We start from the raw sequence: 21,008 nt of genomic DNA, 5'->3' as shown, positions 1-21,008 counted from the left end.
CACCTGCCGGCCGGCGATCTGTGCGTGTCTTGCCGTTGACCGAATTGCTTCCCATAATCGCGCGATCCGCTTTCCGCCCGTTCCGTCCCCATCGGAGGACTCCGTGCGCAAGAGAACATACGGCCCGCTGCTCGCCGCCGCCCTGCTTGTCCTCTCGGTCGCGGCCTCCGCCCCCGCCGCCGAGCCCGCCCTCGCGAGGGCCGCTGCCCAGGCCCCGGTCCAGGCGCCCGGGGCCCCGCATGGCAAGGACGGCCGCAAGGTCATCCTGGACGCCGACATGGGTGAGCTGAACGACGACGCGGTCACCATGTTCATGCTGGCCAAGGCCAAGAACGTGGACTTCCTCGGCGTCACGGTCGTCAGCGGCAACACCTGGGTCGAGGAGGGCACCGCGTACGCCCTGCGCCAGTTGGAGCTGATCGGCCACACCGACATCCCCGTCGTCGTGGGCGCGGGCGAGCCACTGATGCCCGGCCGGCAGGAGCGGCTCGCCGCCGAGGGTGCGCTGTACGGCAAGGCGCCGTGGGCCGGAGCCTTCGACTCGCCGCGCCCGCCGTCGTACGACAAGCTCGCCAAGCCCCCGTACGGCGGCTACTCGAGGACCAGGCCCAAGAAGGACACCACCGCGGCCGACTTCATCGTCGAGCAGGTCAAGCGCTACCCGAACCAGGTGACCGTCTTCGCCGACGGCCCGGCCACCAACCTCGCACTCGCCGTGCGTACCCACCCCGAGATCGTGCCGCTGATCAAGGAAGTGATCTACATGGGCGGCGCCTTCGACAAACCGGGGAACATCACCCCGGCCGCCGAGTTCAACTGGTGGTTCGACCCGGAGTCGGCGCGCATCGCGGTGCGAACCCCCTTCCGAAAGCAGACGATCGTGCCGGACGACGCCGCCCAGCACGTGGTCTACGGCAAGAAGGAGTACGACCGGATCGTCGCCGGGAAGCAGACCCCGATCAAGAAGATCTTCAAGGATCTGCAGGGCCCCGAGTTCGCGAAGAACCCCAAGGCCACCCACTTCCTCTGGGACGCGATCACCGCTGCGGTCTTCCTCGACCCGACTGTCGCCAGGCGGACCGACGTGCGCTACGTCGACGTGGACGCCACCTTCGGTGACAACTACGGGCGTTCCCTCGGCTACAACCTCGACGAGTTCGACGCGCCGAACAACCCGAAGGGCACCCGCAAGGCCGGGATCGTCCTCGACGTGGACGCCAAGCGGTTCTGGAACCTCTACACCGGGCTCCTGCGCAGCGAGTAACCGCCGCGAGCCCCTGGGCGAACGAGCGAACATCACCAGGCGCGCACCTCTTGCGGTTGCGCGGGTTGCTTCTCATAATCCTGCCGCAACACGAGTTGCCAACTCGTGTTGCGGCAGGCGGGGATTCCGTACTGCGGAAAGCGTGTGCATACGGAAGCTCCGGGGGTCGGCATGGCTACACGGCAGGACGTGGCGCAGCTCGCGGGTACCTCACCCTCGGTCGTCAGCTACGTGCTCAACAACGGCCCGCGCTCCGTCGCCCCGGCCACCCGCGAGCGCGTCCTGGCCGCGGTGCAGCAGCTCGGCTACCGGCCCAACGCTGTCGCCCGCTCACTGCGGATGAGTCAGACGATGACGCTGGGACTCGTGGTGCCGGACGCGGCGAACCCCTTCTTCGCCGAACTGGCCCGGTCGCTGGAGGACCACGCCTGGGCCGCCGGCTACACCCTGCTCGTCGGCAACAGCGTCGACGACCCGGACCGCGAGGCCGGCTACATCCGCACCTTCGTGGACCGCCAGGTCGACGGTCTGGTCCTGATCCCCTCCCGGAGCGACCTGCCCTGGCGGGCCGAACTCGCCCGCTCGGGCGTCCCCAGCCTGGTCTTCGACCGCGAACTCGACGGGGTGGCCACCAGCTACGTTCTGGTCGACAACGCGCGCGGTGCCCGCACCGCCACCGAACACCTCCTCGCGCACGGCCGCCGCCGGGTCGGCTGCATCGCGGGCCCGCTCGGCATCCACCCCACCGTCGACCGCGTCGTCGGCTGGCGCACCGCGCTGGAGCAGGCGGGGCTGCGGGCCGGCAGCGGGTCGGGCGGACGCACCGGCTGGGAGGCATGCCCCGACGCCGCACCCCTGCTGCACGGCTCCTTCGGACGGCTCGACGGCTACCGGTCCGGGCTCGCGCTGCTCTCCCGGGACCGCTCGGTCGACGCCCTGTTCGTCACCTCCGACGAGCAGGCGGCCGGAGTCCTGCGGGCGGCCACCGAGCTCGGCATCCGGGTGCCGGACGACCTCGCGCTGGTGTCCTTCGACGGCATCGCGGCCGGTGCTTACACGTGTCCGGCGCTGTCCACCATGCGCCAGCCCTACGACGACCTCGGACGCACGGCGGTAAGGCGGCTGCTCGACCGGATGACCGAGCCCGACCTGCCCCCGACCCGGGACATCCTGCCGGTGACCCTGCTGGCCCGGGGTTCCTGCGGCTGCCCCGACCCGGCGGGCGGCGAACACACAGACCCTCGTGCAGCACCTCGTGGAGAGAACGGTGATACCCAGTGAGCAGTGAGCGGCTGGTCGTGGTCGGCAGCCTCAACATGGACCTGTCGGTCACCGTGCCCAGACTGCCGCAGCCCGGCGAGACCGTCTCCGGGTCCGACGTCGTGCGCGGCGCGGGCGGCAAGGGCGCCAACCAGGCCGTCGCCGCCGCCCGGCTCGGCGCCGAGGTGCGGATGGTCGGCCTGCTCGGCGACGACACCCTCGGCAGCGAACTGCGCGAACGGCTCGCGGTGGAAGGCGTCGACGACGGGGGAGTGGCCCAGCTGCCCGGTGTGGCGAGCGGACTGGCGCTCATCGTCGTCCAGCAGGGCGGCGAGAACACCATCACCCTCTCCCCGGGGGCCAACCGGCACCTGGACGTGCCTGCCCTCGACACCCTCACCGGCGGCACCGTCGCCCACCACGGGGACACCCTCCTCCTCCAGCTCGAAGTGCCATTGCCCACCGTGCTCGCCGCCGCCCGTGCGGCGCGCGCGGCCGGTGCGCTCACCGTCCTGAACGCGGCGCCGCTGCCCGTCTCCCCGCACGAGGCGCTGGGCGAACTCCTTGGCGCGGTCGACGTGCTGGTGGTCAACGAGACCGAGGCGGCGGGACTGCTCCCGCACGCGCGCGCCGACTGGGCGGAGCACGCCGAGGCGCTGCGCGCGCTGGGGCCGGACACCGTCGTCATCACGCTCGGGGCGGAGGGCGCGGTCGCCGCCGGTCCTCCAGGAGCTTGCGCGGAGAGCGGGTTCAGCGTGCGAGCCGTTGACGCGGTCGGCGCGGGCGACGCCTTCTGCGCCCAACTCGCCCTCTCCCTCGGCTCCGGTACGCCGCTGCCGGAGGCGGTGCGCCGGGCCTGCGCGGCCGGGGCGCTGGCCACCACCCGACCCGGCGCGCAGAGCTCCCTGCCGACCACGGCGGAGGTGGACGCACTGCTGGGCGACGGGAGCGAGGGGCCCCGCGCGGCCGGCGTACCCCCGCAAGCGTCCGAGACGAACGAGGTGCACCATGCGTAACGACGGCCTCTGGCACCCCCGGCTGCTGGAGATCATCACCTCCCTCGGCCACGGCGACCTGCTCGTCGTCGCGGACCCCGGGCTGCCGGTGCCGCCCGGCGTGGAGGTAGTCGACCTGGTCTGGCGGCGCGGTGAACCGGCGTTCCCGCTCGTACTGGAAGCCGTCCTCGACGAACTCGTGGTGGAACAGGCCACCGTGGCCCACGAGGCCGCGGACCCCGGCCTGCTCGCAGTCTTCGACCACCAGTTCGCGGACACCACCCTGGAGCGGGTCCCGCACACACGGCTCAAGAAGCTGACCCGGCGGGCCCGGGCAATCGTGCGGACCGGTGAGATCACCCCGTACGCCAACGTCGTACTGCGCGCCGGCGTCCCCTTCTGACCCGCGGTCCCGCACACCCGCGCCGCAGTCCCGCGGCCCTCGCACACCCGAGAGCCGCGCCCGCCGAACGCCGGGCCCCCGGCCCGCCCCTCGCGCACGTTCCCAACCCACACTCATGGAAGGCAGTTCAACGATGAACCGCAAGCTTTCCCTCGCCACCGCGACCACCGCCTCCCTCCTCCTCGCCACCGCCCTCACCGGCTGCGGCCAGGAGGGCGGCTCCGACGGCGGCAGCACGGCCAAGTCCGAGGGCGGCAAGCCCACCGTCTGCCTGGTGATGAAGTCGCTCGGCAACGAGTTCTTCCAGACCATGCAGAAGGGCGCCGAGGAGCACGCCAAGAAGCTCGGCACCCTGGAGCTGAAGTCCAGCGGCATCCAGAACGAGACCGACATCGACGGCCAGGTCGCCGCCATCAACCGCTGCATCACCGAGCAGGCCGACGCCATCGTCCTGGCTCCCGCCGACTCCCGGGCGCTGGTCGCCCCGCTCGGCCGGGCCGCCAAGGCGGGCATAAAGCTCGTCAACATCGACGTCAAGCTGGACGACGGCGCGCTGAAGTCGGCCGGCCTGGAAGTGCCCTTCGTGGGCCCCGACAACGCCCAGGGCTCCCGGCTCTCCGGCGAAGTCCTCGCCAAGAAGCTCGGCAAGGGCGGCAAGGTCGTCATCCTGGAGGGCAACCCGGGCGCGGCCAACGCCACCCAGCGCAAGGAGGGCTTCCAGAAGGCCGCTGCCGACGGCGGGCTCAAGGTGCTGGAGTCCAGGACCGCGCACTGGGAGACCGACGAGGCATACACCGTTCTGTCCAACATGCTCACCGCGCACCCCGACATCCAGGGCGTCATGTCCTCCAACGACTCGATGACCCTGGGCGCCGTCAAGGCCATCAGCGCCGCCGGCAAGAAGGGCAAGGTGTCGATCGCGTCCTTCGACAACATCGAGGCCGTCAAGCCGTACCTGAAGGACGGCAGTGTCGTCGCGACTGTCGACCAGTTCGCCGCCAAGCAGGCCGCCGACGGCATCGACGTGGCGCTGAAGGCGGTCAAGGGGGAGAAGTCCGAGACCTGGGTGAAGACCGACGTCAAGGTCGTCACCGCGGCAGACGCGGGCTGATGACGATGGATGACCTGAACACCACGCGCCCCGCAGCGGACGAGTATGTCCTGAAGGCCGCCGGGATCAGCAAGGCCTTCCCCGGCGTCAAGGCACTGGACGACGTACAGCTCCAGCTGCGCCCGGGCGAAGTGCACGCACTGCTCGGCGAGAACGGCGCCGGCAAGTCCACGCTCGTACGCATCCTGGCCGGCATCCAGCCGCCCGACGCGGGGGAGATGACGCTCGGAGGCCAGGTGTACGCACCCAGAGACGCTTCCGCCGCGATGCGCGCCGGTGTCCAGGTCGTCCACCAGGAACTCAACCTGCTGCCCAATCTGACCGTCGCCGAGAACCTCTTCTTCCAGCACCTCCCGCGCCGCTTCGGCCTGGTCGACCGCCGCACCCTCAACCGGCGAGCGGCCGAACTGCTCGCCGAGGTCGGCCTTGAGGTCCACCCCGGCACCAAGGTCGAGGGGCTCGGAATCGCCCAGATGCAACTCCTGGAGATCGCCAGGACGCTGTGGCAGGACTGCCGGGTCCTGGTGATGGACGAGCCGACCGCGACCCTCACCGCCCGGGAGACCGAGCGGCTCTTCGAGGTGATGCGCCGGCTCACCGCGCGCGGTACCGCCATTCTCTACATCTCGCACCACCTGGCGGAGGTGTTCGAGATCGGCGACCGCATGACCGTCTTCCGCAACGGCGGCCATGTCGTCACCAAGGACCTCGCCGACACCGACACCGCCGAGGTGATCCGCCTGATGGTCGGCCGGGACCTCTCCCAGGAGTACCCGCCGCACGTCGAGCGGCCCATCGGACCCGAACTCATCCGCGCGCGGCAGCTCCACCCGCGTGGGGGCAGCCCGGTCTCCTTCACGCTGCACGGGGGTGAGGTCGTCGGCGTCGCGGGACTGGTCGGCTCCGGTCGCACCGAGACCGTCCGCGCGCTGTTCGGCGCGGACCACCACGACGGCGGGCAGGTGTACGTCAAGGGGAAGCCGGTCCGTATCCGCACCCCCAGGGACGCGGTGCGCCACGGCATCAGCCTGCTCACCGAGGACCGCAAGGGGCAGGGGCTCGTCCTCGACATGCCCGTGGCCGCGAACATCACCCTCGCCGCCACTCGCAAGATCTCGCGCGGCGGACTGCTCAGGCGCGCCGAGGAGGACCGGCACGCCCACGAGGCGGTGAAGGGCCTCGGAGTACGAACTCCCGGTATCCGTACGGCGGTCCGTACCCTCTCCGGCGGAAACCAGCAGAAGGTCGTGCTCGGTCGCTGGCTGCTCGCGGGGACCGACGTTCTGGTCGTCGACGAACCCACCCGGGGCATCGATGTCGGCGCCCGCTACGAGATCCACCAGCAGCTGACCGACCTCGCCGGCGACGGCAAGGCACTCCTCGTCGTCTCCTCCGACCTGCCCGAGCTCATGGGCATCTGCGACCGGATCCTGGTCTTCTCGCGCGGCCGGATAGCCGGAGAAGTGGCCCGGGACGGCTTCGACAGCTCGCGGATCCTCGCCCTGGCCTACTCGGGGTACGTCACCGACGCACCCGTCACGAAGAACGGTGAGACCACCTCATGACCACGCCCATTGCGGCCAAGAGTCCCGCCGCCGAAATCTCCGCACCACGCCGCACCGCACGCTCGCTCACCCGGCAGGTGATGGGCGAGGCGGGCATCGGCATCGCGCTGCTGGCCCTCGTGCTGATCTTCACGCTGGCCGCGCCCAAGTTCGCGACCTCCGACAACCTCACCAACATCGCGACCGAGATCACCCTCAACACGATGCTCGCGGTGGGCATGACCTTCGTCATTCTGGTCGGCGGCATCGACCTCTCCGTCGGCTCGGTGATGGCGCTCTCGGCGGTCGTCTCCGGCGAGATCCTCACCACCACCAATCTCTCCACCCCCGTCGCGGTGCTGGTCGCGGTCGTCGTCGCCACTCTGGTCGGTATGGCCTGCGGCTTCGTCAACGGCTTCGTGTCGGAGAAGTGGCGGGTGCCGTCCTTCATCATCACCCTCGGCATGCTGAACGTGGCGCGCGGCGCGGCCCTGGAATACACCAACGCCCAGACGCTGTACGACTTCCCGCCCGGCTTCAGCCGCTTCGGCACCTCCACCCTCCTGGGCATCCCCTCGCTCTTCTGGATCGCCCTGATCATGGTGGTCGTGGGCCACTTGGTGCTCACCCGTACGGTCTTCGGCCGACTCGTCTTCGCGATCGGTTCCAACGAGGAGGCGGTACGGCTCTCCGGGCACCGTACGGGCATCGTCAAGGTCGCGGTGTTCGTGATCGCCGGGTTCGCGGTCGGCATCGCCGCCGTCACCTACATGGCCCGCCTGAACATCGCCAGCCCGATCCTCGGCAGCGGCTATGAGCTGTCCGCCATCGCGGCCGTGGTCATCGGCGGCGCCTCGCTCTCCGGCGGGAAGGGCTCGATGATCGGCACCCTGCTCGGCGCCTGTCTGCTCGGCGTCCTCACCAACGGGCTTCTGCTGCTCGGAGTTTCCGACTTCCAGCGGCAGATGATCACCGGCGCGGTCATCATGATCGCGGTCGTCATCGACCACTACCGCGGCAAGCTGGCGGCCCGGATGCCGCAGAAGGCAGTGGCCGGCTGAGCAGGGCGTCCGCAGCCACACGATTGCGGCCGCGGGTTCGCAGAGCGGATCCGCGGCCCGGTCCTGACGCGACCGGTTGAACCGTTCCGGGTGTGATGGAGGCTCGACGTTTCGGAAGGATCGAGTCCGTTACGGCGAAGCAATATCCGAGGGAGCTCAAGGAGCGGGCTGCGCGCCTGGTCCTGGTGACGCGTGATCAGTACAAGAAACCTGGCGCGCCTCGGCCGAGCAACGGGCGACGGGGCCGCCTTGAGATCGTGCAGCAGCGCGGCCGTCGCCGCCGACGGCCCGTCATCGAAGGCCGGCGCAACACAGCGCGGGCATGCGCAGTCCGGTTCCGGGCGGGCAGCTGCGCTCGGACCCGCCGCGCCCGACGGCAGCGCCACACTCAGGCCGGCCGCCGGCCACCGCATCACCCTACGCATCCCGCACCGTAGACGGCGGCCGTCCGCGGCCCGGGGAGCGGCAGCCCTCAGGGCGTGGCGAAGCGGTAGCCGGCGGCGAGGAGCTGCGGCAGGAAGCGGTCGGCGGCCTGGACCGTCTGGGTCCGATCGGCCCGACCCTGGTGTGCCGGGACCGGCCCGTAGCTGAGGAAGCCGTCGTGCTGGAGGACGATCGCTCCGGTGGCGGCCTGCTCCAGGACCGTGGCGGCGATCCGGCCTGCGCCCGGGTTGGTCCAGTCCACGGTGTCCACGGACCAGCCGACCGCCCGCAGCCCCCGTTCGGCGCAGACGGCCAAGGCGGCGGGGGCGAAGTGGCCGCCGGGCGCGCGGAACAGGGTGGGCGGCCGGCCCGTCGTACGGGTGACGACTTCCTGCGTACGGAGGATCTGCTCACGGACCTGCGAGCCGGGCAGCCGATCCAGGCGGGGGTGGTCCCAGGTGTGGTTGCCCACCACGTGCCCGTGCGCGGCGATCAGCCGTATGACGCCGGGGTAGCGGGCGGCATTGGCCCCGAGGACGAAGAAGGTCGCGGTGATGCCGTGGCGGGCGAGGACGGCCAGGAGCTGGGGGGTGTAGAGCGGGCTGGGACCGTCGTCGAAGGTCAGGGCAATCGTCCTCGGCGGGGCGTTGACAAGCCGCTCCTCCACCGGCACCGGTTCCCGTCCCGGCGCGGCAGCAGCCGAGGGCCCGGTGAGCAGTGTCGCCGCTCCCGTGGCAGCCGCCAGCAGCAGGAGCCGTCGGCGGGGCAGGAGCCGGGGCAGGGCGCTGCTGTCGGAGTTCATCCCGGCAGCATCCGCTTCCCTCCGCGCGTCACCGGGCTCGGCACGCCGGGACCGGGCTAGGTTCTCGGGCCATGATCCCTTCCGTGCGCGTCGCCACGCTGCTGTCCGCCCTGGCCACCGGGGCCGCTCTGCTCACCGCGGCCGCCGCACCCGCGACCGGGGACCCGCGACCCGCGCACGCTGCCACAGCCGCTCCGGCTCCGGTGGAGAAGCTGTACGGGTCCGCGATCCGCGCGCTGCCGGGGCAGGCGAAGGTCGTGGCGCTGACCTTCAACGCCGCCTGGGACGTAGAGGGCCTCGCCACCGTCCTGAAGGTGCTGCGGGAGCAGAAGGCCCCGGCCACCTTCTTCCTGACCGGTCACTTCGCCGAACGCCACCCGGAAGCGGTCCGCACGATCGCGGCGGCCGGGCACGGGATCGGCAACCACTCCCACACGCACGCGCCGTTCGGCGAACTCACCCGAGAGGAACGGGCCGAGGAGGTCACCCTGGCCGACCGGGCCATCCGGCAGGCCGGCGGGTCCGCGCCGCTGCCTTTCTTCCGCTTCCCGTACGGCGCCACCACCGCGCGGCAGATCGCCGAGGTCAACGCCCTGGGGTACGCCGACATCGAGTGGACCACCGACACCACCGGCTACAAGGGCACCGCGGCCGGGATGACCGTGCAGAAGGCCGTCAAGAAGGCCCTCGACGCACTCACCCCGGGCGAGATCATCCAGATGCATATCGGTTCGCTCGACGGGCAGGGCCCGGTACTCGACGCCCAGGCCCTGCCTCAGATCATCGACGCGATCCGGTCACGGGGTTACCGGATCACAGACCTGCGGACCCTGCTGGACGGTCCCATCTCCCCGGAGGCCCTGACCACTCCCCCCGGTGAGCAGCGGCCGTAGGTCGGTGAAGGTGCACCCGTCCTGGCGCAGGGCCGCGATGACGGCCGGCGACGCGTGGGCATCGGGTGTTGAGGGGGCACCTCAGCTCCCGCTCCAGAACAGGCTGCCCGGCCCGGCGTCGGCGAGGCCGGCGTGATGGAGAAGGAGAAGCGGCAGCTGCGGGCACGGGTGAAGGAACTCGAGCTCGAGCGGGAGATCCCGCGGAGGGCCGCGAAGTACTTTGCGGCCGAGACCAGCTGGTGAGCAGCCGCTTCCGAACTTCCGCTTCGATCGCTCCCCAGCATCATTCCGGCACGAGAGCAGCACCCCAACACGGACAGCCCGGCGGTCAGTAATGACAGCGGGCTGCGAGGATGACGACCTCCTTGTCCGTGACCAGATAGACAGGGCGGTGCTCGTCGTCGATCCGCCTCGACCACGCCCCGGGCAAGTGGTACTTCAGCGGCTCGGGCTTGCCGATCCCCGTGACGGGGTCACGCTTGACGTCCTCGATGAGCTTGTTGATCCGCACGAGCGTCTTGCGGTCGTTCTTGAGCCAGGACGTGTAGTCCTCCGAGCCCTGATCCTCGAAGACAAGCCTCACACGGCACCCGCAGCAGGATCCACAGCATCCGGATCGATCAGCTCGCGCTCCGACACGTTGATGTCGCCCAGGGCGTTCTCGTACGCCTTGAGGAGTCGTCGTGCGTTCGCAGGCGAGCGCAGCAGGTACGAGCCCTCGCGCAGCGCCGCGTAGTTCTCGGCCGAGACGAGCACGGCATTGCCGTGCTTGGAGACAATCTCGATGGTCTCGTGATCGTCGTTGACCTTCTTGATCAGCGGAAAGAGAGCCTTGCGGGCTTCGCTCGCAATTATGGACATGGGCTGACCCCCCACATCAAGCGGTACCGAATAACGCACCACTCACAGTGGGCTCGAGCGGTACCAAATAGGTGACGACCTCTCGGAAAATCAGCACCATCCCAGCACGGGAAACAGCAAGGGGCCGGCTCCCGGAAGAGCCGACCCCTCTGAGCTGCGCATGTGCCAGGCTGCCAACGTGGTGTTGTTCCATCCGCTCGCACGTCGAAGCGGCACATTCAGGGCACCGCTCCGACCTGCGAAAACGGGTTTCCGTGCGGCCGCATCCAGCACTGATCCAGCACAGCCGGAGTCCATCCAGCACACCCATCACCGACCGCGACAGCAAAACCCCTCGTCGCATTGTGTACACATGAGACACTTGGTACACTTGAGAGCATGACGCACCCACTGCCCATAGAGTCCATCCGCGACGTGCGCGCACACCTGGCCGAGGTCGTGGAGCGTGCTGATCGCGACGACGTGCCCACGGTGATCACGCGTCGAGGCAAGGAAGTCGCCGCAGTGGTGTCCATCGAGACCCTGCGGAAGTACCAGGAATGGGAAGAGCGCGAGATCAATCAGATCATCGACGAGAGAATGGCGAACCCCGCGGTCGGCATTCCCCTTGAGGACATCATGAGGGAGACCCTGGCGCGCAGTGAGTGAGTACCGCACCGCCTTTCAACCTGAGGCCCAAGCGGAGCTGCGAAAGATTCCCCGCGATGTGGCACTCCGTATTCTGGCAAAGCTGACCGAGCTGGAAAACGACCCACTCGGCTTCAACACCACCGCACTCGTCTCTCAGCCCGACCGCCGGCGCCTACGCGTGGGTGACTGCCGCGTCATCTACACCATCGACAACGGAGAGCTGGTGGTGTGGGTCGTGCATGTCGGGCACCGCTCAACGGTCTACGACACCTGATCCCGCACCGGGAACACCCGGCCGGTCGGAATGCGCTGGAGGTGGCGCGCCACTGGCCGGGTCGACCGTGCCAGGTTGTCAGTGGTGGCTGCTTCCGTGACGCCATGAGCACTGTGCACAAGAGCGTCGCCCACCTCCCCGACCCCGCTGAGCTCCGCTCCCACCTGCGCGCGTTGGCCGTTCTGGATGCCGCGATCGGCGGCGATCCGCAGTTCTGCTGCTACGGCTTCGACACCGCCTGGGGCCCCGGTGAGGAGGCAGCCTTGATGGACAACGGCTCGGGGGACGACTTCTCCGTTCTCTTCACCCCGGCCGGCATGCTCATACGCGGCTTCGGCCACGAGTCGGAGATGAGCCCGTACGGCACGGACGACGAGCAGGTATGGCCCGGCGTCGTCGACGAAGTGCCCGCCGCGCTGAGCCCGCTCCTGGACGAACCCGCCTTCCACGACGAGGACATCGACGCCCCTCGCGTCACCGCCTGCCTGTGGCGGGAGACCGGCGACACGGCCTGGCGCACCGGCTCGGCCATCGCCTTCCCGCCCGGCAGCGAGGACCCGGACGGCTCCGGCTTCCTCTTCCGCCTCCTCGCCGACCGCTCCCCCGAAACCGTCCAGGCCCACTTCGAGGACTACTACGAGCGCCCCGTCCCCCTCGACGCCGTCCGCCACGTCCTCGCCGGACATCCCCTCACCCCTGCGATCACCGCAGCCCTCAACCCCGCAGCCCTCTCGGACGACGCACTGCTCCGCAGGATCGCCGCGCATCCCGAGGCCGCTTCCTACCTGGCCTGCGACGGAGAGTTCGACCTCGCCCGCACCGACCCGATCGAACCGATCGCCCTGCCCAACGGCCTCCGGGTGGAGCCCGTCGCCGGCTGCAACGCGGGCGGCACCCACTACCTCTGCGGCCCGGTCGTCCCCGGCGGACCTCGTCCCGTCCTCTACGCCGACTCCGAGGGCCGGGCCTCCCTGCTCGCCGAGGCCATGACCCTCACTATCGTCCTCCCGTACTGGCACGACGCCCTGACCGGCTTCCGCCCCCCGGCCCTCAGCGCCGACTACCTCGACGTCAACCCGGACCACCCCGCGGTGCGCGATCGCCTCCTCGCCCCCCCCAGCCAACGAACAGGAGGTTCTGCGCCGCCTCCTCGCCACCGCCGCCCGCACCGCCCCGACGGCTTCCTCCCGCATACCCCCGACGAGGAGGACTCCTCCTTCCAGCCGATGCTCGAACCGATGGTCGACTAGAGTCCTGCGACGTTTTCAACGCCCAGGTGACGGCACGTCAGGAAATCCGGCGCTCATCCAGCACGGGAACCGGCAAGGAGCCGACTCCCGAAGAAGTCGACCCCTTGCCGCCTGCGAACTTGACGGAGATTCAAACTTGGAGTGAATAAACGCTCACACGTTGAAGCGGAACTCCACCACGTCGCCGTCCTGCATGACGTACTCCTTGCCCTCCATGCGGGCCTTGCCCTTCGCGCGGGCCTCGGCGACCGAGCCGGTCTCGACCAGGTCGGCGAAGGAGATGACCTCGGCCTTGATGAAGCCCTTCTGGAAGTCGGTGTGGATCACACCGGCCGCCTCGGGGGCCGTGGCACCCTTCTTGATGGTCCAGGCGCGGGTCTCCTTGGGGCCTGCCGTCAGGTAGGTCTGGAGGCCCAGGATGTCGAAGCCGACGCGGCCGAGGGTGGCCAGGCCGGGCTCTTCCTGCCCCATCGACTGAAGGAGTTCGAGGGCCTCCTCGTCGTCGAGCTCGATGAGCTCGGACTCGATCTTCGCGTTGAGGAAGATCGCCTCGGCCGGGGCGACGAGCGCGCGCTGCTCGTTCTTGAAGTCCTCGTCGACCAGCTCGTCCTCGTCGACGTTGAACGCGTAGAGGAACGGCTTCGTCGTGAGCAGGTGCAGCTCGTGGAGGAGGCGGCCCTTCTCCGTGTCGGCCGTGATGCCCGCCGCGAAGAGCGTGGTGCCCGTCTCCAGGATCTTCTGCGCCTCGTCGACCGCGGCGAGGACCGCGATCTTCTCCTTCTGGAGGCGCGACTCCTTCGTCAGGCGCGGGACAGCCTTCTCGACGGACTGGAGGTCGGCGAGGATCAGCTCGGTGTTGATCGTCTCGATGTCGTCCTTGGGCGAGACCTTGCCGTCGACGTGTACGACGTTCTCGTCCTTGAAGGCACGAATGACCTGGCAGATCGCGTCGGACTCACGGATGGTCGCCAGGAACTTGTTGCCCAGGCCCTCACCCTCCGACGCGCCGCGCACGATGCCCGCGATGTCGACGAAGTCGACGGTCGCCGGGAGGATCTTCTGCGAGCCGAAGATCTTCGCGAGCACGGCCAGCCGCGGGTCGGGGACACCGACGACGCCGACGTTCGGCTCGATCGTGGCGAACGGGTAGTTGGCCGCCAGCACGTCGTTCTTGGTCAGGGCGTTGAACAGGGTCGACTTGCCGACATTCGGCAGACCGACGATTCCGATCGTGAGCGACACGTTGGCGACTTCCTGAAGTGAGGATGAGGAGCGAGGAGTGGGGTGCGGCTTGTGCGGTGCCGGTCCGCCGCCGGGTCCGTGCGGACCCGGGCGGACCGATCCCCCAGTTTACGGGCGGGCCCGACGGGCCCGCGCCGGGAGCCCCGATGAGGCCGGCCGGGCACGCGGCCCGGCGTCGAACTCAGAGCCAAGGTCACCCAAAGGGCGTGTCCTGCGCCTGATTCCTGCCGCCTTGCGACCTACGTTGTCCACGTGGAGCAACCCAGGACACGTACCCCTCGTCACCAGCAGCGGCCGCAGACGCCCCTGCTCCCGTCGGTCGGTCCCGCCGAGGCCTCGGCCGCCTCCGGTTCCGCACGTGTCTACCGGGCGGCATCCCGGCCGGGCCGGGCCGTCCCGCCCGTGGTCCTCGCGCTGCGGCGGCTGCCGAATCCGCGACTGACCGGGCTCGGCAGCGGGCTGTTCGCCGCGACGACGATGCTGGTGCTCGGCGGCCTGGACTGGCTGCTGCTCGACGGCTCGCCGCTCGTGTACGGGCTGCTGTTCCTGCCGGTCAGCGCCCTGACCGCGCTGTGGGTGCGGCCCGCCGACCTGGTGAGCGCGCCGATCGTGGTGCCGATCGCCTTCGCCGTCGGGATGGTGCCGATCGCGGGCGGCGCGAGCGGGCTCGGCAGCCGCATCATGGCCGTCGTCACCGCGCTCGCCGTGCACGCGGGCTGGCTGTACGGCGGCACCCTCGTCGCCGGGCTCATCGCAACCGTACGCAAAGTGCGGCTGATGGGGCGGCGCCGACAGGCACTGGCGGCGGGCGCCACCCGTGGCCGCCGACCCGGCAAGCAGGACGCCCTGTAGGGCTGAGTGCCCGTTCCTGGAATCCCGACTCCAGGCCGGAGAACCCGCTCCAAGCCGGAGCGCCCGGCTCAAGGCCGGAATCCCAACTCCATGCAGGACTACCGGCTCTGGGCAGGACTACCGGCTCCAGCCCGGCGTCCCCGTCTTCGGCGCCGCCATCGCCGCGCCCACGATCCCCGCGTTGTTCTGCAGCTGCGCGGGGACGATCTCGGCGCGGATGTCCTCGATCAGCGGGACGAACCGGTCGGCCTTGCGGCTGACTCCGCCGCCGATGATGAACAGCTCCGGCGAGAACAGCATCTCGACGTGCGCCAGGTACTTTTGCACCCGGTGCGCCCAGTGCTGCCAGCTCAGGTCCTCGTCCTCCTTGGCCTTCGTCGACGCGTGCTTCTCCGCGTCGTGCCCGTGCAGCTCCAGATGTCCCAGCTCCGTGTTGGGCACCAGGACGCCGTCGCGGAAGAGCGCGCTGCCGATGCCGGTGCCGAACGTGAGCAGGAAGACCGTGCCCTTGCGGTCCTTGCCCGCGCCGAAGGTCATCTCCGCGACCCCGGCGGCGTCCGCGTCGTTGAGGACTGTGACGGGCAAGCCGATGCGCTCACCGAGGAGCGCGCCCGCGTCCAGGTCCACCCAGCCCTTGTCGACGTTGGCCGCGGTCCGGGTGACGCCGTCGGTGACCACGCCGGGGAAGGTGACGCCGACGGGGCCCGACCAGGCGAAGTGATCGACGACCTCTCTCACGCAGTCCGCCACGCCGTCGGGCGTGGCCGGGTGCGGGGTCAGCACTTTGTGCCGCGGTTCGGCCAGGTCGCCCCGCTCCAGGTCCACGGGAGCACCCTTGATGCCCGAACCGCCGATGTCCACACCGAAGACGTTCATGAAGCCAACGTTACGGTGTGGCGCCGACAGTGACGCGACGGACAGCCACATCCCGGTGGAGTCCGCGGTCACCAACGACTACTTCTCCGAAAGGCCCGCCGCCTCCGCGCGCAGGTCGCGGCGGAGCTCCTTGGGGAGCGAGAAGGTGATCGACTCGTCGGCGGTCTTGACCGTCTCCACGTCGCCGTAGCCGCGCTCGGCCAGCCACTCCAGCACACCGTCGACCAGTACGTCGGGCACCGAGGCGCCGGAGGTGAGGCCGACCGTGGTGACACCCTCCAGCCAGGCCTCGTCGATCTCGTCGGCGAAGTCGACCAGGTGCGCGGCGGCGGCGCCCGCATCGAGGGCGACCTCGACCATGCGGATGGAGTTCGATGAGTTCTTGGAGCCGACGACGATGACCAACTCGGCGTCCTCGCTCAGCTTCTTCACCGCGATCTGGCGGTTCTGGGTGGCGTAGCAGATGTCGTCGCTCGGCGGTGAGAGCAGGTTCGGGAACTTACTCTTGATCGCGTCGACCGTCTCCATCGTCTCGTCCACGGAGAGCGTGGTCTGGGAGAGCCAGACAACCTTCGACTCGTCGCGGACGGTGATGTTGGCGACGTCGTCGGGGCCGTCGACCAGCGTGATGTGGTCCGGGGCCTCACCCGAGGTGCCGATGACTTCCTCGTGGCCCTCGTGGCCGATGAGGAGGATGTCGTAGTCCTCCTGGGCGAAGCGGACGGCTTCCTTGTGGACCTTGGTGACCAGCGGGCAGGTCGCGTCGATGGTCGCGAGCTTGCGCTCGGCGGCCTCCGCGTGGACGGTCGGCGCGACGCCGTGCGCGGAGAACATCACGATCGATCCCTCGGGGACCTCGTCCGTCCGCTCGACGAAGATCGCGCCCTTCCGCTCCAGGGTCTGCACGACGTACTTGTTGTGAACGATCTCGTGACGCACATAAATCGGGGCTCCGTACTGCTCCAGAGCTTTCTCCACGGCGATCACGGCGCGGTCCACGCCCGCGCAATAGCCACGGGGAGCGGCGAGCAGGACACGACGGGCTCGGGCGGCAGTAGCAGTCATGTTTCCCATCGTAAGGCCGTGCCTGCCAAGCCAAAGATCGCCTCTGTGCTCAAGATGGTGAGCCGGCTCCACGGTCCGGCCCCATGCACGTCCCATGCACGTCCCCATACACGTCCCTATGCACGTCCCTATGCACGTCTCCCATGCACGTCCCCATGCACGTCCCTATGTACGGAGGCTCGATGTCCACATCCCAAGGTGAGGCGGCGGGGACGACGGGACTGCGACGCAGTCTGGGCTTTCGTGATCTCGTCGTCTACGGGCTGCTCTTCATCGCTCCGATGGCCCCCGTCGGAGTATTCGGGACCCTCGACGCGAAGTCGCACGGTGCGGTGGCCCTGGTCTATCTGGTCGCCACGGTCGCGATGGCTTTCACCGCGTTCAGTTACGCGCAGATGGTCCGGGTGGTCCCCCAGGCGGGTTCGGTCTTCGCGTACGCCCGGAAAGCTCTCGGAGAGGGGCCCGGTTTCATCGCGGGCTGGATGGCGATGCTCGACTATCTGCTGATCCCCGCCGTCGCGTATCTCTTCTCCGGAATCGCGATGCACGCGCTCGTGCCGTCCGTTTCGCAGTGGGTGTGGACGGCGATCGCGGTCCTGGTGACGACCGCGCTGAACATGTGGGGTGTACGGGCCGCGGCCCGGGTCGGCTTCGCGGTGCTGGCGCTGGAGATCGTCGTGCTGGTGATCTTTGTGGTCGCCGCGGTCGTGGTGCTCGTTCAGGACGGCGCGCGGCGCGGCTGGCTCTCGCCGCTGACCGGCGACGGCTCGATGGGGTCCTTCTCGATGGCGGCGGTCCTCGGGGCGGTGTCGGTGGCGGTGCTTTCGTACCTCGGCTTCGACGCGATCGCGTCGTTCGCGGAGGAAGTGACGGGCGGCTCGGAGCGGGTGGCGCGGGCGGTGCTGTTCTGTTTGGTGCTCGCGGGTGTGCTGTTCGTGGCGCAGACGTATCTGGCCTCGCTCCTGGCGCCGATGACGGCGGCCGAGCTGGCCGCCGATCCCGGGCTCCAGGGCACGGCGTTCTACGACACGGTGGACTCGGCGGCCGGGAGCTGGCTGCACGACCTGGTGGCGGTCAGCAAGGCGATCGGTGCGGCCTTCGCGGCGCTGGCCGGACAGGCGGCGGCCGGGCGGCTGCTGTTCGCGATGGCGCGGGAGCGGCGGCTGCCGAGCATGCTGGCGAAGATCGACGCGAAGTCGCGCGTACCGCGCCTCGCGCTGCTGCTCGCGGCCGTGGTGACGCTGGTCGCCGCGGTGTGGGCTGCCCGGCGCGACGACGGCATGGACCACCTGGTGTCGGTGGTCGACATCGGGGCGCTGACGGCGTTCGTACTGCTGCACGCGTCGGTGGTGAGCTGGTTCGCGGTGCGCAAGCTGGACGGGCCGCCGGTGTGGTGGCGGCATGTGCTACTGCCGGTGCTGGGCGCGGTGGTGGCGATCGCGGTGATCGTGGAGGCGTCGCGTACGGCGCAACTGGTCGGCGCGGCATGGCTGCTGGCGGGGCTTGTGGTGCTCGCCGTCCAGCGCGGTCGCCGGGCCGGTCGCGGAGACGGCGGCAAGGACGGGCGCAGCGAAGGCCTCGGTGTCAGTACCGGCAGCTAGCCTGCGTACATGGCTCTCAATACGTCTGCGGAAGCGCCGCTGCCCGTCGGTGAGGTCTCGCGCCTCATCGGCGGGTGGATCGACCGGCTCGGAGCCGTGTGGGTCGAGGGGCAGATCACGCAGCTGTCGCGCAGGCCCGGCGCCGGGGTCGTCTTTCTGACCCTGCGGGACCCTTCCCACGACATCTCGGTGGCCGTGACGTGCTATCGCCAGGTCTTCGACGCGATCGCGGATGTCGTGTCGGAGGGCGCGCGTGTCATCGTGCACGCCAAGCCCGAGTGGTACGCGCCGCGCGGTCAGCTCTCGCTGCGGGCCACCGAAATAAAGCCGGTGGGCATCGGCGAGCTGCTCGCCCGGCTGGAGCAGCTGAAGAAGTCCCTCGCCGGCGAGGGGCTGTTCGCCCTGGACCGCAAGCGACCACTGCCCTTCCTTCCGCAGCGCATCGGTCTGGTGACCGGACGCGCGTCGGCGGCCGAGCGGGACGTCCTGGAGAACGCGCGCCGCCGCTGGCCGGCCGTGCGCTTCGAGGTGCGCAATGTGGCGGTGCAGGGGGTGCACGCGGTGGCCCAGGTCGTTCAGGCGGTCAAGGAGCTGGACGAGCTGGCGGACGTCGACGTGATCATCGTGGCGCGGGGCGGCGGCAGCGTCGAGGACCTGCTGCCGTTCTCCGACGAGCAGCTCGTACGGACCGTGGCCGGATGTCGTACGCCGGTGGTGTCCGCGATCGGGCACGAGCCGGACTCGCCGCTGCTCGACCTGGTGGCTGACCTGCGGGCGTCGACACCGACGGACGCGGCGAAGAAGGTCGTGCCGGACGTCGGGGAGGAGCTGGACCGCGTCCAGCAGCTGCGGGACCGGGCCCTGCGGACCGTGCAGGGGCTGATCGACCGCGAGGAGCGGGGCCTGGCGCACGCGCTGGCCAGGCCGGTGATGGAGCGCCCGCAGCGGATGGTGGAGGAGCGCGAGGACGAGATCGAGGCGTTGCTCGCACGCAGCCGCCGCACGCTCGGGCATCTCCTGGACCGCGCCGACTCCGAGCTTTCGCACACCCGGGCGCGGGTGGTGGCGCTGTCGCCGGCCGCGACGCTGGAGCGCGGGTACGCCGTACTGCAGACGGCGGACGGAGCGGTGGTGCGCTCGGCGGACGACATGGCCCCGGAGCAGGAGCTGCGGGCCCGGGTCGCGGAGGGCGAGTTCATGGTGCGGGTGGCGGACACAGCCACCGGGTGAGAGCCGCGCGCGGGGCTCCCGGGTCGCGCGGCGGGCATGGGACGGACGAGCGAGCCCTCCTGGGGAGGGACAGCCGATGCGTAGGGTGGATGACATGGCGAAGACGGACGAGGCAGCGGCGACGGCGACCGCGGCACTGGGCTATGAGCAGGCCAGGGACGAGCTGATCGATGTCGTACGCCGCCTGGAGGCGGGCGGCACGACGCTGGAGGACTCGCTGGCCCTGTGGGAGCGGGGCGAGGAGCTGGCGAAGGTCTGCCGCCACTGGCTGGAGGGTGCCCGCGCTCGCCTGGACGCGGCACTGGCGGACCCGGCGGAGCCGTCGAAGGCCTGAGCGGGACACCCGGGCAGCGGGGCGACCGGACGACCGGACAGCTGGGGGGCAGCAAAGAGGCCCGATCCGCCCGGAAAGTCCTTACGACCTCACCCACGATTGGCAGCGGCGTCGCGGCGCCTGGGACCTCCGCCTCCGGCGTTGTCGTCAGTCGCGATGGCTCCGGCATCACTCCCTCCTCCGCCTTGGATTCGAAGGCCCCAGACGTCGCTCCTTCTCCCACTGTCAATCGCGGGTGAGGTCGTTAGGCGTGTGAATCAGATCACGAAGATCCAATTTTAGTTGAAACTTAATCTAAAACGTCCTACCGTGAGTGCATCGCTTGAACCCCTTGCACGTCCGGAAGGTAAGTCGCATGTCTCTCGTTCTTGACCCCGCCGCCCAGGACCTCCTTTTCCGTGAGGCCCGCACCGCCAACACGTTCGCCGACGAGCCGGTGACCGAGGAGCAGGTCCAGGCGATCTACGACCTGGTCAAGTACGGGCCGACCGCGTTCAACCAGTCGCCGCTGCGCGTCGTCCTGGTCCGCTCGGCCGAAGCGCGTGAGCGCCTGGTCTCGCACATGGCCGAGGGCAACCGGCCCAAGACCGCCACCGCCCCGCTGGTCGCGATCCTCGCCGCGGACAACGAGTTCCACCAGGAGCTCCCGGCGCTGTTCCCGCACTTCCCGCAGGCCAAGGACGTGTTCTTCACCGAGCGCCCGGCCCGCGAGCAGGCCGCAGGCCTCAACGCCGCCCTGCAGGCCGCGTACTTCATCGTCGGCGTCCGCGCCGCCGGCCTGTCCGCCGGCCCGATGACCGGCTTCGATTTCGCCGGCGTCCAGAAGGAGTTCTTGGACGACGACCACACCCCGCTGATGGTCGTCAGCATCGGCAAGCCGGGCGAGGACGCCTGGTTCCCGCGCTCCCCGCGTCTGGCCTACGACGAGGTCATCACGACCGTCTGAGCCCCGTACGTACGAACCCCGTGCGTCAGAGCCCTGTACGTCAGGGCCTTGCACGCACGACGATGCCGCCGCACCCGAAAGGTGCGGCGGC

22 protein-coding genes are annotated in these 21,008 nt (G+C 69.8%); 16 read left to right on the top strand and 6 right to left on the bottom strand.

The window, feature by feature from the left end; all coding sequences use genetic code 11:
- Positions 1–103 precede the first annotated feature (103 nt).
- The 7 genes from QMK30_RS34055 (at position 104) to QMK30_RS34025 (ending at position 7,638) form a co-directional block, all read left to right on the top strand.
- Positions 104–1,264, top strand: coding sequence for a nucleoside hydrolase (locus QMK30_RS34055; RefSeq protein ID WP_283522211.1), 1,161 nt, complete (start codon positions 104–106; stop codon positions 1,262–1,264).
- Between the two features lie 171 nt (positions 1,265–1,435).
- Positions 1,436–2,545, top strand: coding sequence for a LacI family DNA-binding transcriptional regulator (locus QMK30_RS34050; RefSeq protein ID WP_283522210.1), 1,110 nt, complete (start codon positions 1,436–1,438; stop codon positions 2,543–2,545).
- Entirely contained in the window at positions 2,542–3,540 is a 999-nt protein-coding gene (locus QMK30_RS34045) for a ribokinase (RefSeq protein WP_283522209.1), read from the top strand. The genes QMK30_RS34050 and QMK30_RS34045 overlap by 4 nt, the downstream gene beginning before the upstream one ends.
- Entirely contained in the window at positions 3,533–3,922 is a 390-nt protein-coding gene (gene rbsD, locus QMK30_RS34040) for a D-ribose pyranase (protein ID WP_283522208.1), read from the top strand. The genes QMK30_RS34045 and rbsD overlap by 8 nt, the downstream gene beginning before the upstream one ends.
- A gap of 133 nt (positions 3,923–4,055) precedes the next feature.
- Positions 4,056–5,033 carry a sugar ABC transporter substrate-binding protein gene (locus QMK30_RS34035; protein ID WP_283522207.1) on the top strand — a complete coding sequence of 326 codons (978 nt, stop codon included), beginning with the start codon at positions 4,056–4,058 and terminating at the stop codon, positions 5,031–5,033.
- Entirely contained in the window at positions 5,033–6,598 is a 1,566-nt protein-coding gene (locus tag QMK30_RS34030) for a sugar ABC transporter ATP-binding protein (RefSeq protein ID WP_283522206.1), read from the top strand. Before QMK30_RS34035 ends, QMK30_RS34030 begins: the two co-directional genes overlap by 1 nt.
- A complete protein-coding gene (locus QMK30_RS34025; protein WP_283522205.1) occupies positions 6,595–7,638 on the top strand; it encodes an ABC transporter permease in 1,044 nt (347 codons plus the stop codon). The genes QMK30_RS34030 and QMK30_RS34025 overlap by 4 nt, the downstream gene beginning before the upstream one ends.
- A gap of 472 nt (positions 7,639–8,110) precedes the next feature.
- Here QMK30_RS34025 and QMK30_RS34020 read toward each other — a convergent pair whose 3' ends face one another.
- Positions 8,111–8,863 carry a polysaccharide deacetylase family protein gene (locus QMK30_RS34020; protein ID WP_283522204.1) on the bottom strand — a complete coding sequence of 251 codons (753 nt, stop codon included), beginning with the start codon at positions 8,861–8,863 and terminating at the stop codon, positions 8,111–8,113.
- 83 nt (positions 8,864–8,946) lie between these two features.
- Here QMK30_RS34020 and QMK30_RS34015 point away from each other — a divergent pair, with 83 nt between their 5' ends.
- The gene (locus QMK30_RS34015; RefSeq protein WP_283522203.1) at positions 8,947–9,756 is read left to right on the top strand and encodes a polysaccharide deacetylase family protein; all 810 of its coding nucleotides are present in this window, start codon (positions 8,947–8,949) and stop codon (positions 9,754–9,756) included.
- A 328-nt stretch (positions 9,757–10,084) separates the two neighbouring features.
- Here the strand turns inward: QMK30_RS34015 and QMK30_RS34010 are convergent, their stop codons facing one another.
- Together QMK30_RS34010 and QMK30_RS34005 are read right to left on the bottom strand one after the other, a co-directional pair.
- Positions 10,085–10,339 carry a Txe/YoeB family addiction module toxin gene (locus QMK30_RS34010; protein WP_283522202.1) on the bottom strand — a complete coding sequence of 85 codons (255 nt, stop codon included), beginning with the start codon at positions 10,337–10,339 and terminating at the stop codon, positions 10,085–10,087.
- Positions 10,336–10,617, bottom strand: coding sequence for a type II toxin-antitoxin system Phd/YefM family antitoxin (locus tag QMK30_RS34005; RefSeq protein ID WP_283522201.1), 282 nt, complete (start codon positions 10,615–10,617; stop codon positions 10,336–10,338). The genes QMK30_RS34010 and QMK30_RS34005 overlap by 4 nt, the downstream gene beginning before the upstream one ends.
- A gap of 378 nt (positions 10,618–10,995) precedes the next feature.
- On the opposite strand from QMK30_RS34005, the gene QMK30_RS34000 reads away from it, so the two are divergent.
- From QMK30_RS34000 to QMK30_RS33990, 3 genes are all read left to right on the top strand, one after another.
- Positions 10,996–11,265, top strand: coding sequence for a type II toxin-antitoxin system Phd/YefM family antitoxin (locus QMK30_RS34000; RefSeq protein ID WP_189273658.1), 270 nt, complete (start codon positions 10,996–10,998; stop codon positions 11,263–11,265).
- Complete coding sequence (locus QMK30_RS33995) at positions 11,258–11,521, top strand: type II toxin-antitoxin system RelE family toxin (protein ID WP_283522200.1); 264 nt, start codon at positions 11,258–11,260, stop codon at positions 11,519–11,521. The genes QMK30_RS34000 and QMK30_RS33995 overlap by 8 nt, the downstream gene beginning before the upstream one ends.
- 104 nt (positions 11,522–11,625) lie before the next feature.
- Positions 11,626–12,771 carry a hypothetical protein gene (locus QMK30_RS33990; protein WP_283522199.1) on the top strand — a complete coding sequence of 382 codons (1,146 nt, stop codon included), beginning with the start codon at positions 11,626–11,628 and terminating at the stop codon, positions 12,769–12,771.
- 153 nt (positions 12,772–12,924) lie between these two features.
- Here the strand turns inward: QMK30_RS33990 and ychF are convergent, their stop codons facing one another.
- Positions 12,925–14,013 carry a redox-regulated ATPase YchF gene (gene ychF / locus QMK30_RS33985; protein ID WP_283522198.1) on the bottom strand — a complete coding sequence of 363 codons (1,089 nt, stop codon included), beginning with the start codon at positions 14,011–14,013 and terminating at the stop codon, positions 12,925–12,927.
- A 252-nt stretch (positions 14,014–14,265) separates the two neighbouring features.
- Here ychF and QMK30_RS33980 point away from each other — a divergent pair, with 252 nt between their 5' ends.
- Entirely contained in the window at positions 14,266–14,865 is a 600-nt protein-coding gene (locus QMK30_RS33980) for a DUF6542 domain-containing protein (RefSeq protein WP_283522197.1), read from the top strand.
- A gap of 117 nt (positions 14,866–14,982) precedes the next feature.
- On the opposite strand, the gene ppgK is transcribed toward QMK30_RS33980, so the two are convergent.
- Positions 14,983–15,741, bottom strand: coding sequence for a polyphosphate--glucose phosphotransferase (gene ppgK / locus QMK30_RS33975; protein WP_283522196.1), 759 nt, complete (start codon positions 15,739–15,741; stop codon positions 14,983–14,985).
- Between the two features lie 78 nt (positions 15,742–15,819).
- A complete protein-coding gene (locus tag QMK30_RS33970) occupies positions 15,820–16,815 on the bottom strand; it encodes a 4-hydroxy-3-methylbut-2-enyl diphosphate reductase (RefSeq protein ID WP_283522195.1) in 996 nt (331 codons plus the stop codon).
- Between the two features lie 173 nt (positions 16,816–16,988).
- On the opposite strand from QMK30_RS33970, the gene QMK30_RS33965 reads away from it, so the two are divergent.
- The 4 genes from QMK30_RS33965 (at position 16,989) to QMK30_RS33950 (ending at position 20,917) form a co-directional block, all read left to right on the top strand.
- Complete coding sequence (locus QMK30_RS33965) at positions 16,989–18,407, top strand: APC family permease (protein ID WP_283522194.1); 1,419 nt, start codon at positions 16,989–16,991, stop codon at positions 18,405–18,407.
- A gap of 9 nt (positions 18,408–18,416) precedes the next feature.
- A complete protein-coding gene (gene xseA / locus QMK30_RS33960; protein ID WP_283522193.1) occupies positions 18,417–19,637 on the top strand; it encodes an exodeoxyribonuclease VII large subunit in 1,221 nt (406 codons plus the stop codon).
- A gap of 94 nt (positions 19,638–19,731) precedes the next feature.
- Positions 19,732–19,971: an exodeoxyribonuclease VII small subunit gene (locus QMK30_RS33955; protein WP_283522192.1), complete on the top strand. Its 240-nt coding sequence runs from the start codon at positions 19,732–19,734 to the stop codon at positions 19,969–19,971.
- Between the two features lie 355 nt (positions 19,972–20,326).
- On the top strand, positions 20,327–20,917 hold the full coding sequence (locus QMK30_RS33950) for a malonic semialdehyde reductase (RefSeq protein WP_283522191.1): 591 nt from the start codon (positions 20,327–20,329) through the stop codon (positions 20,915–20,917).
- Positions 20,918–21,008 lie beyond the last annotated feature (91 nt).

The sequence above is a fragment of the Streptomyces sp. H27-C3 genome, from assembly GCF_030063415.1.
Taxonomy (GTDB): Bacteria; Actinomycetota; Actinomycetes; order Streptomycetales; family Streptomycetaceae; genus Streptomyces.
Note: the sequence above shows the minus strand (reverse complement) of the source record. Positions and strands in the feature narration are given on the sequence as shown.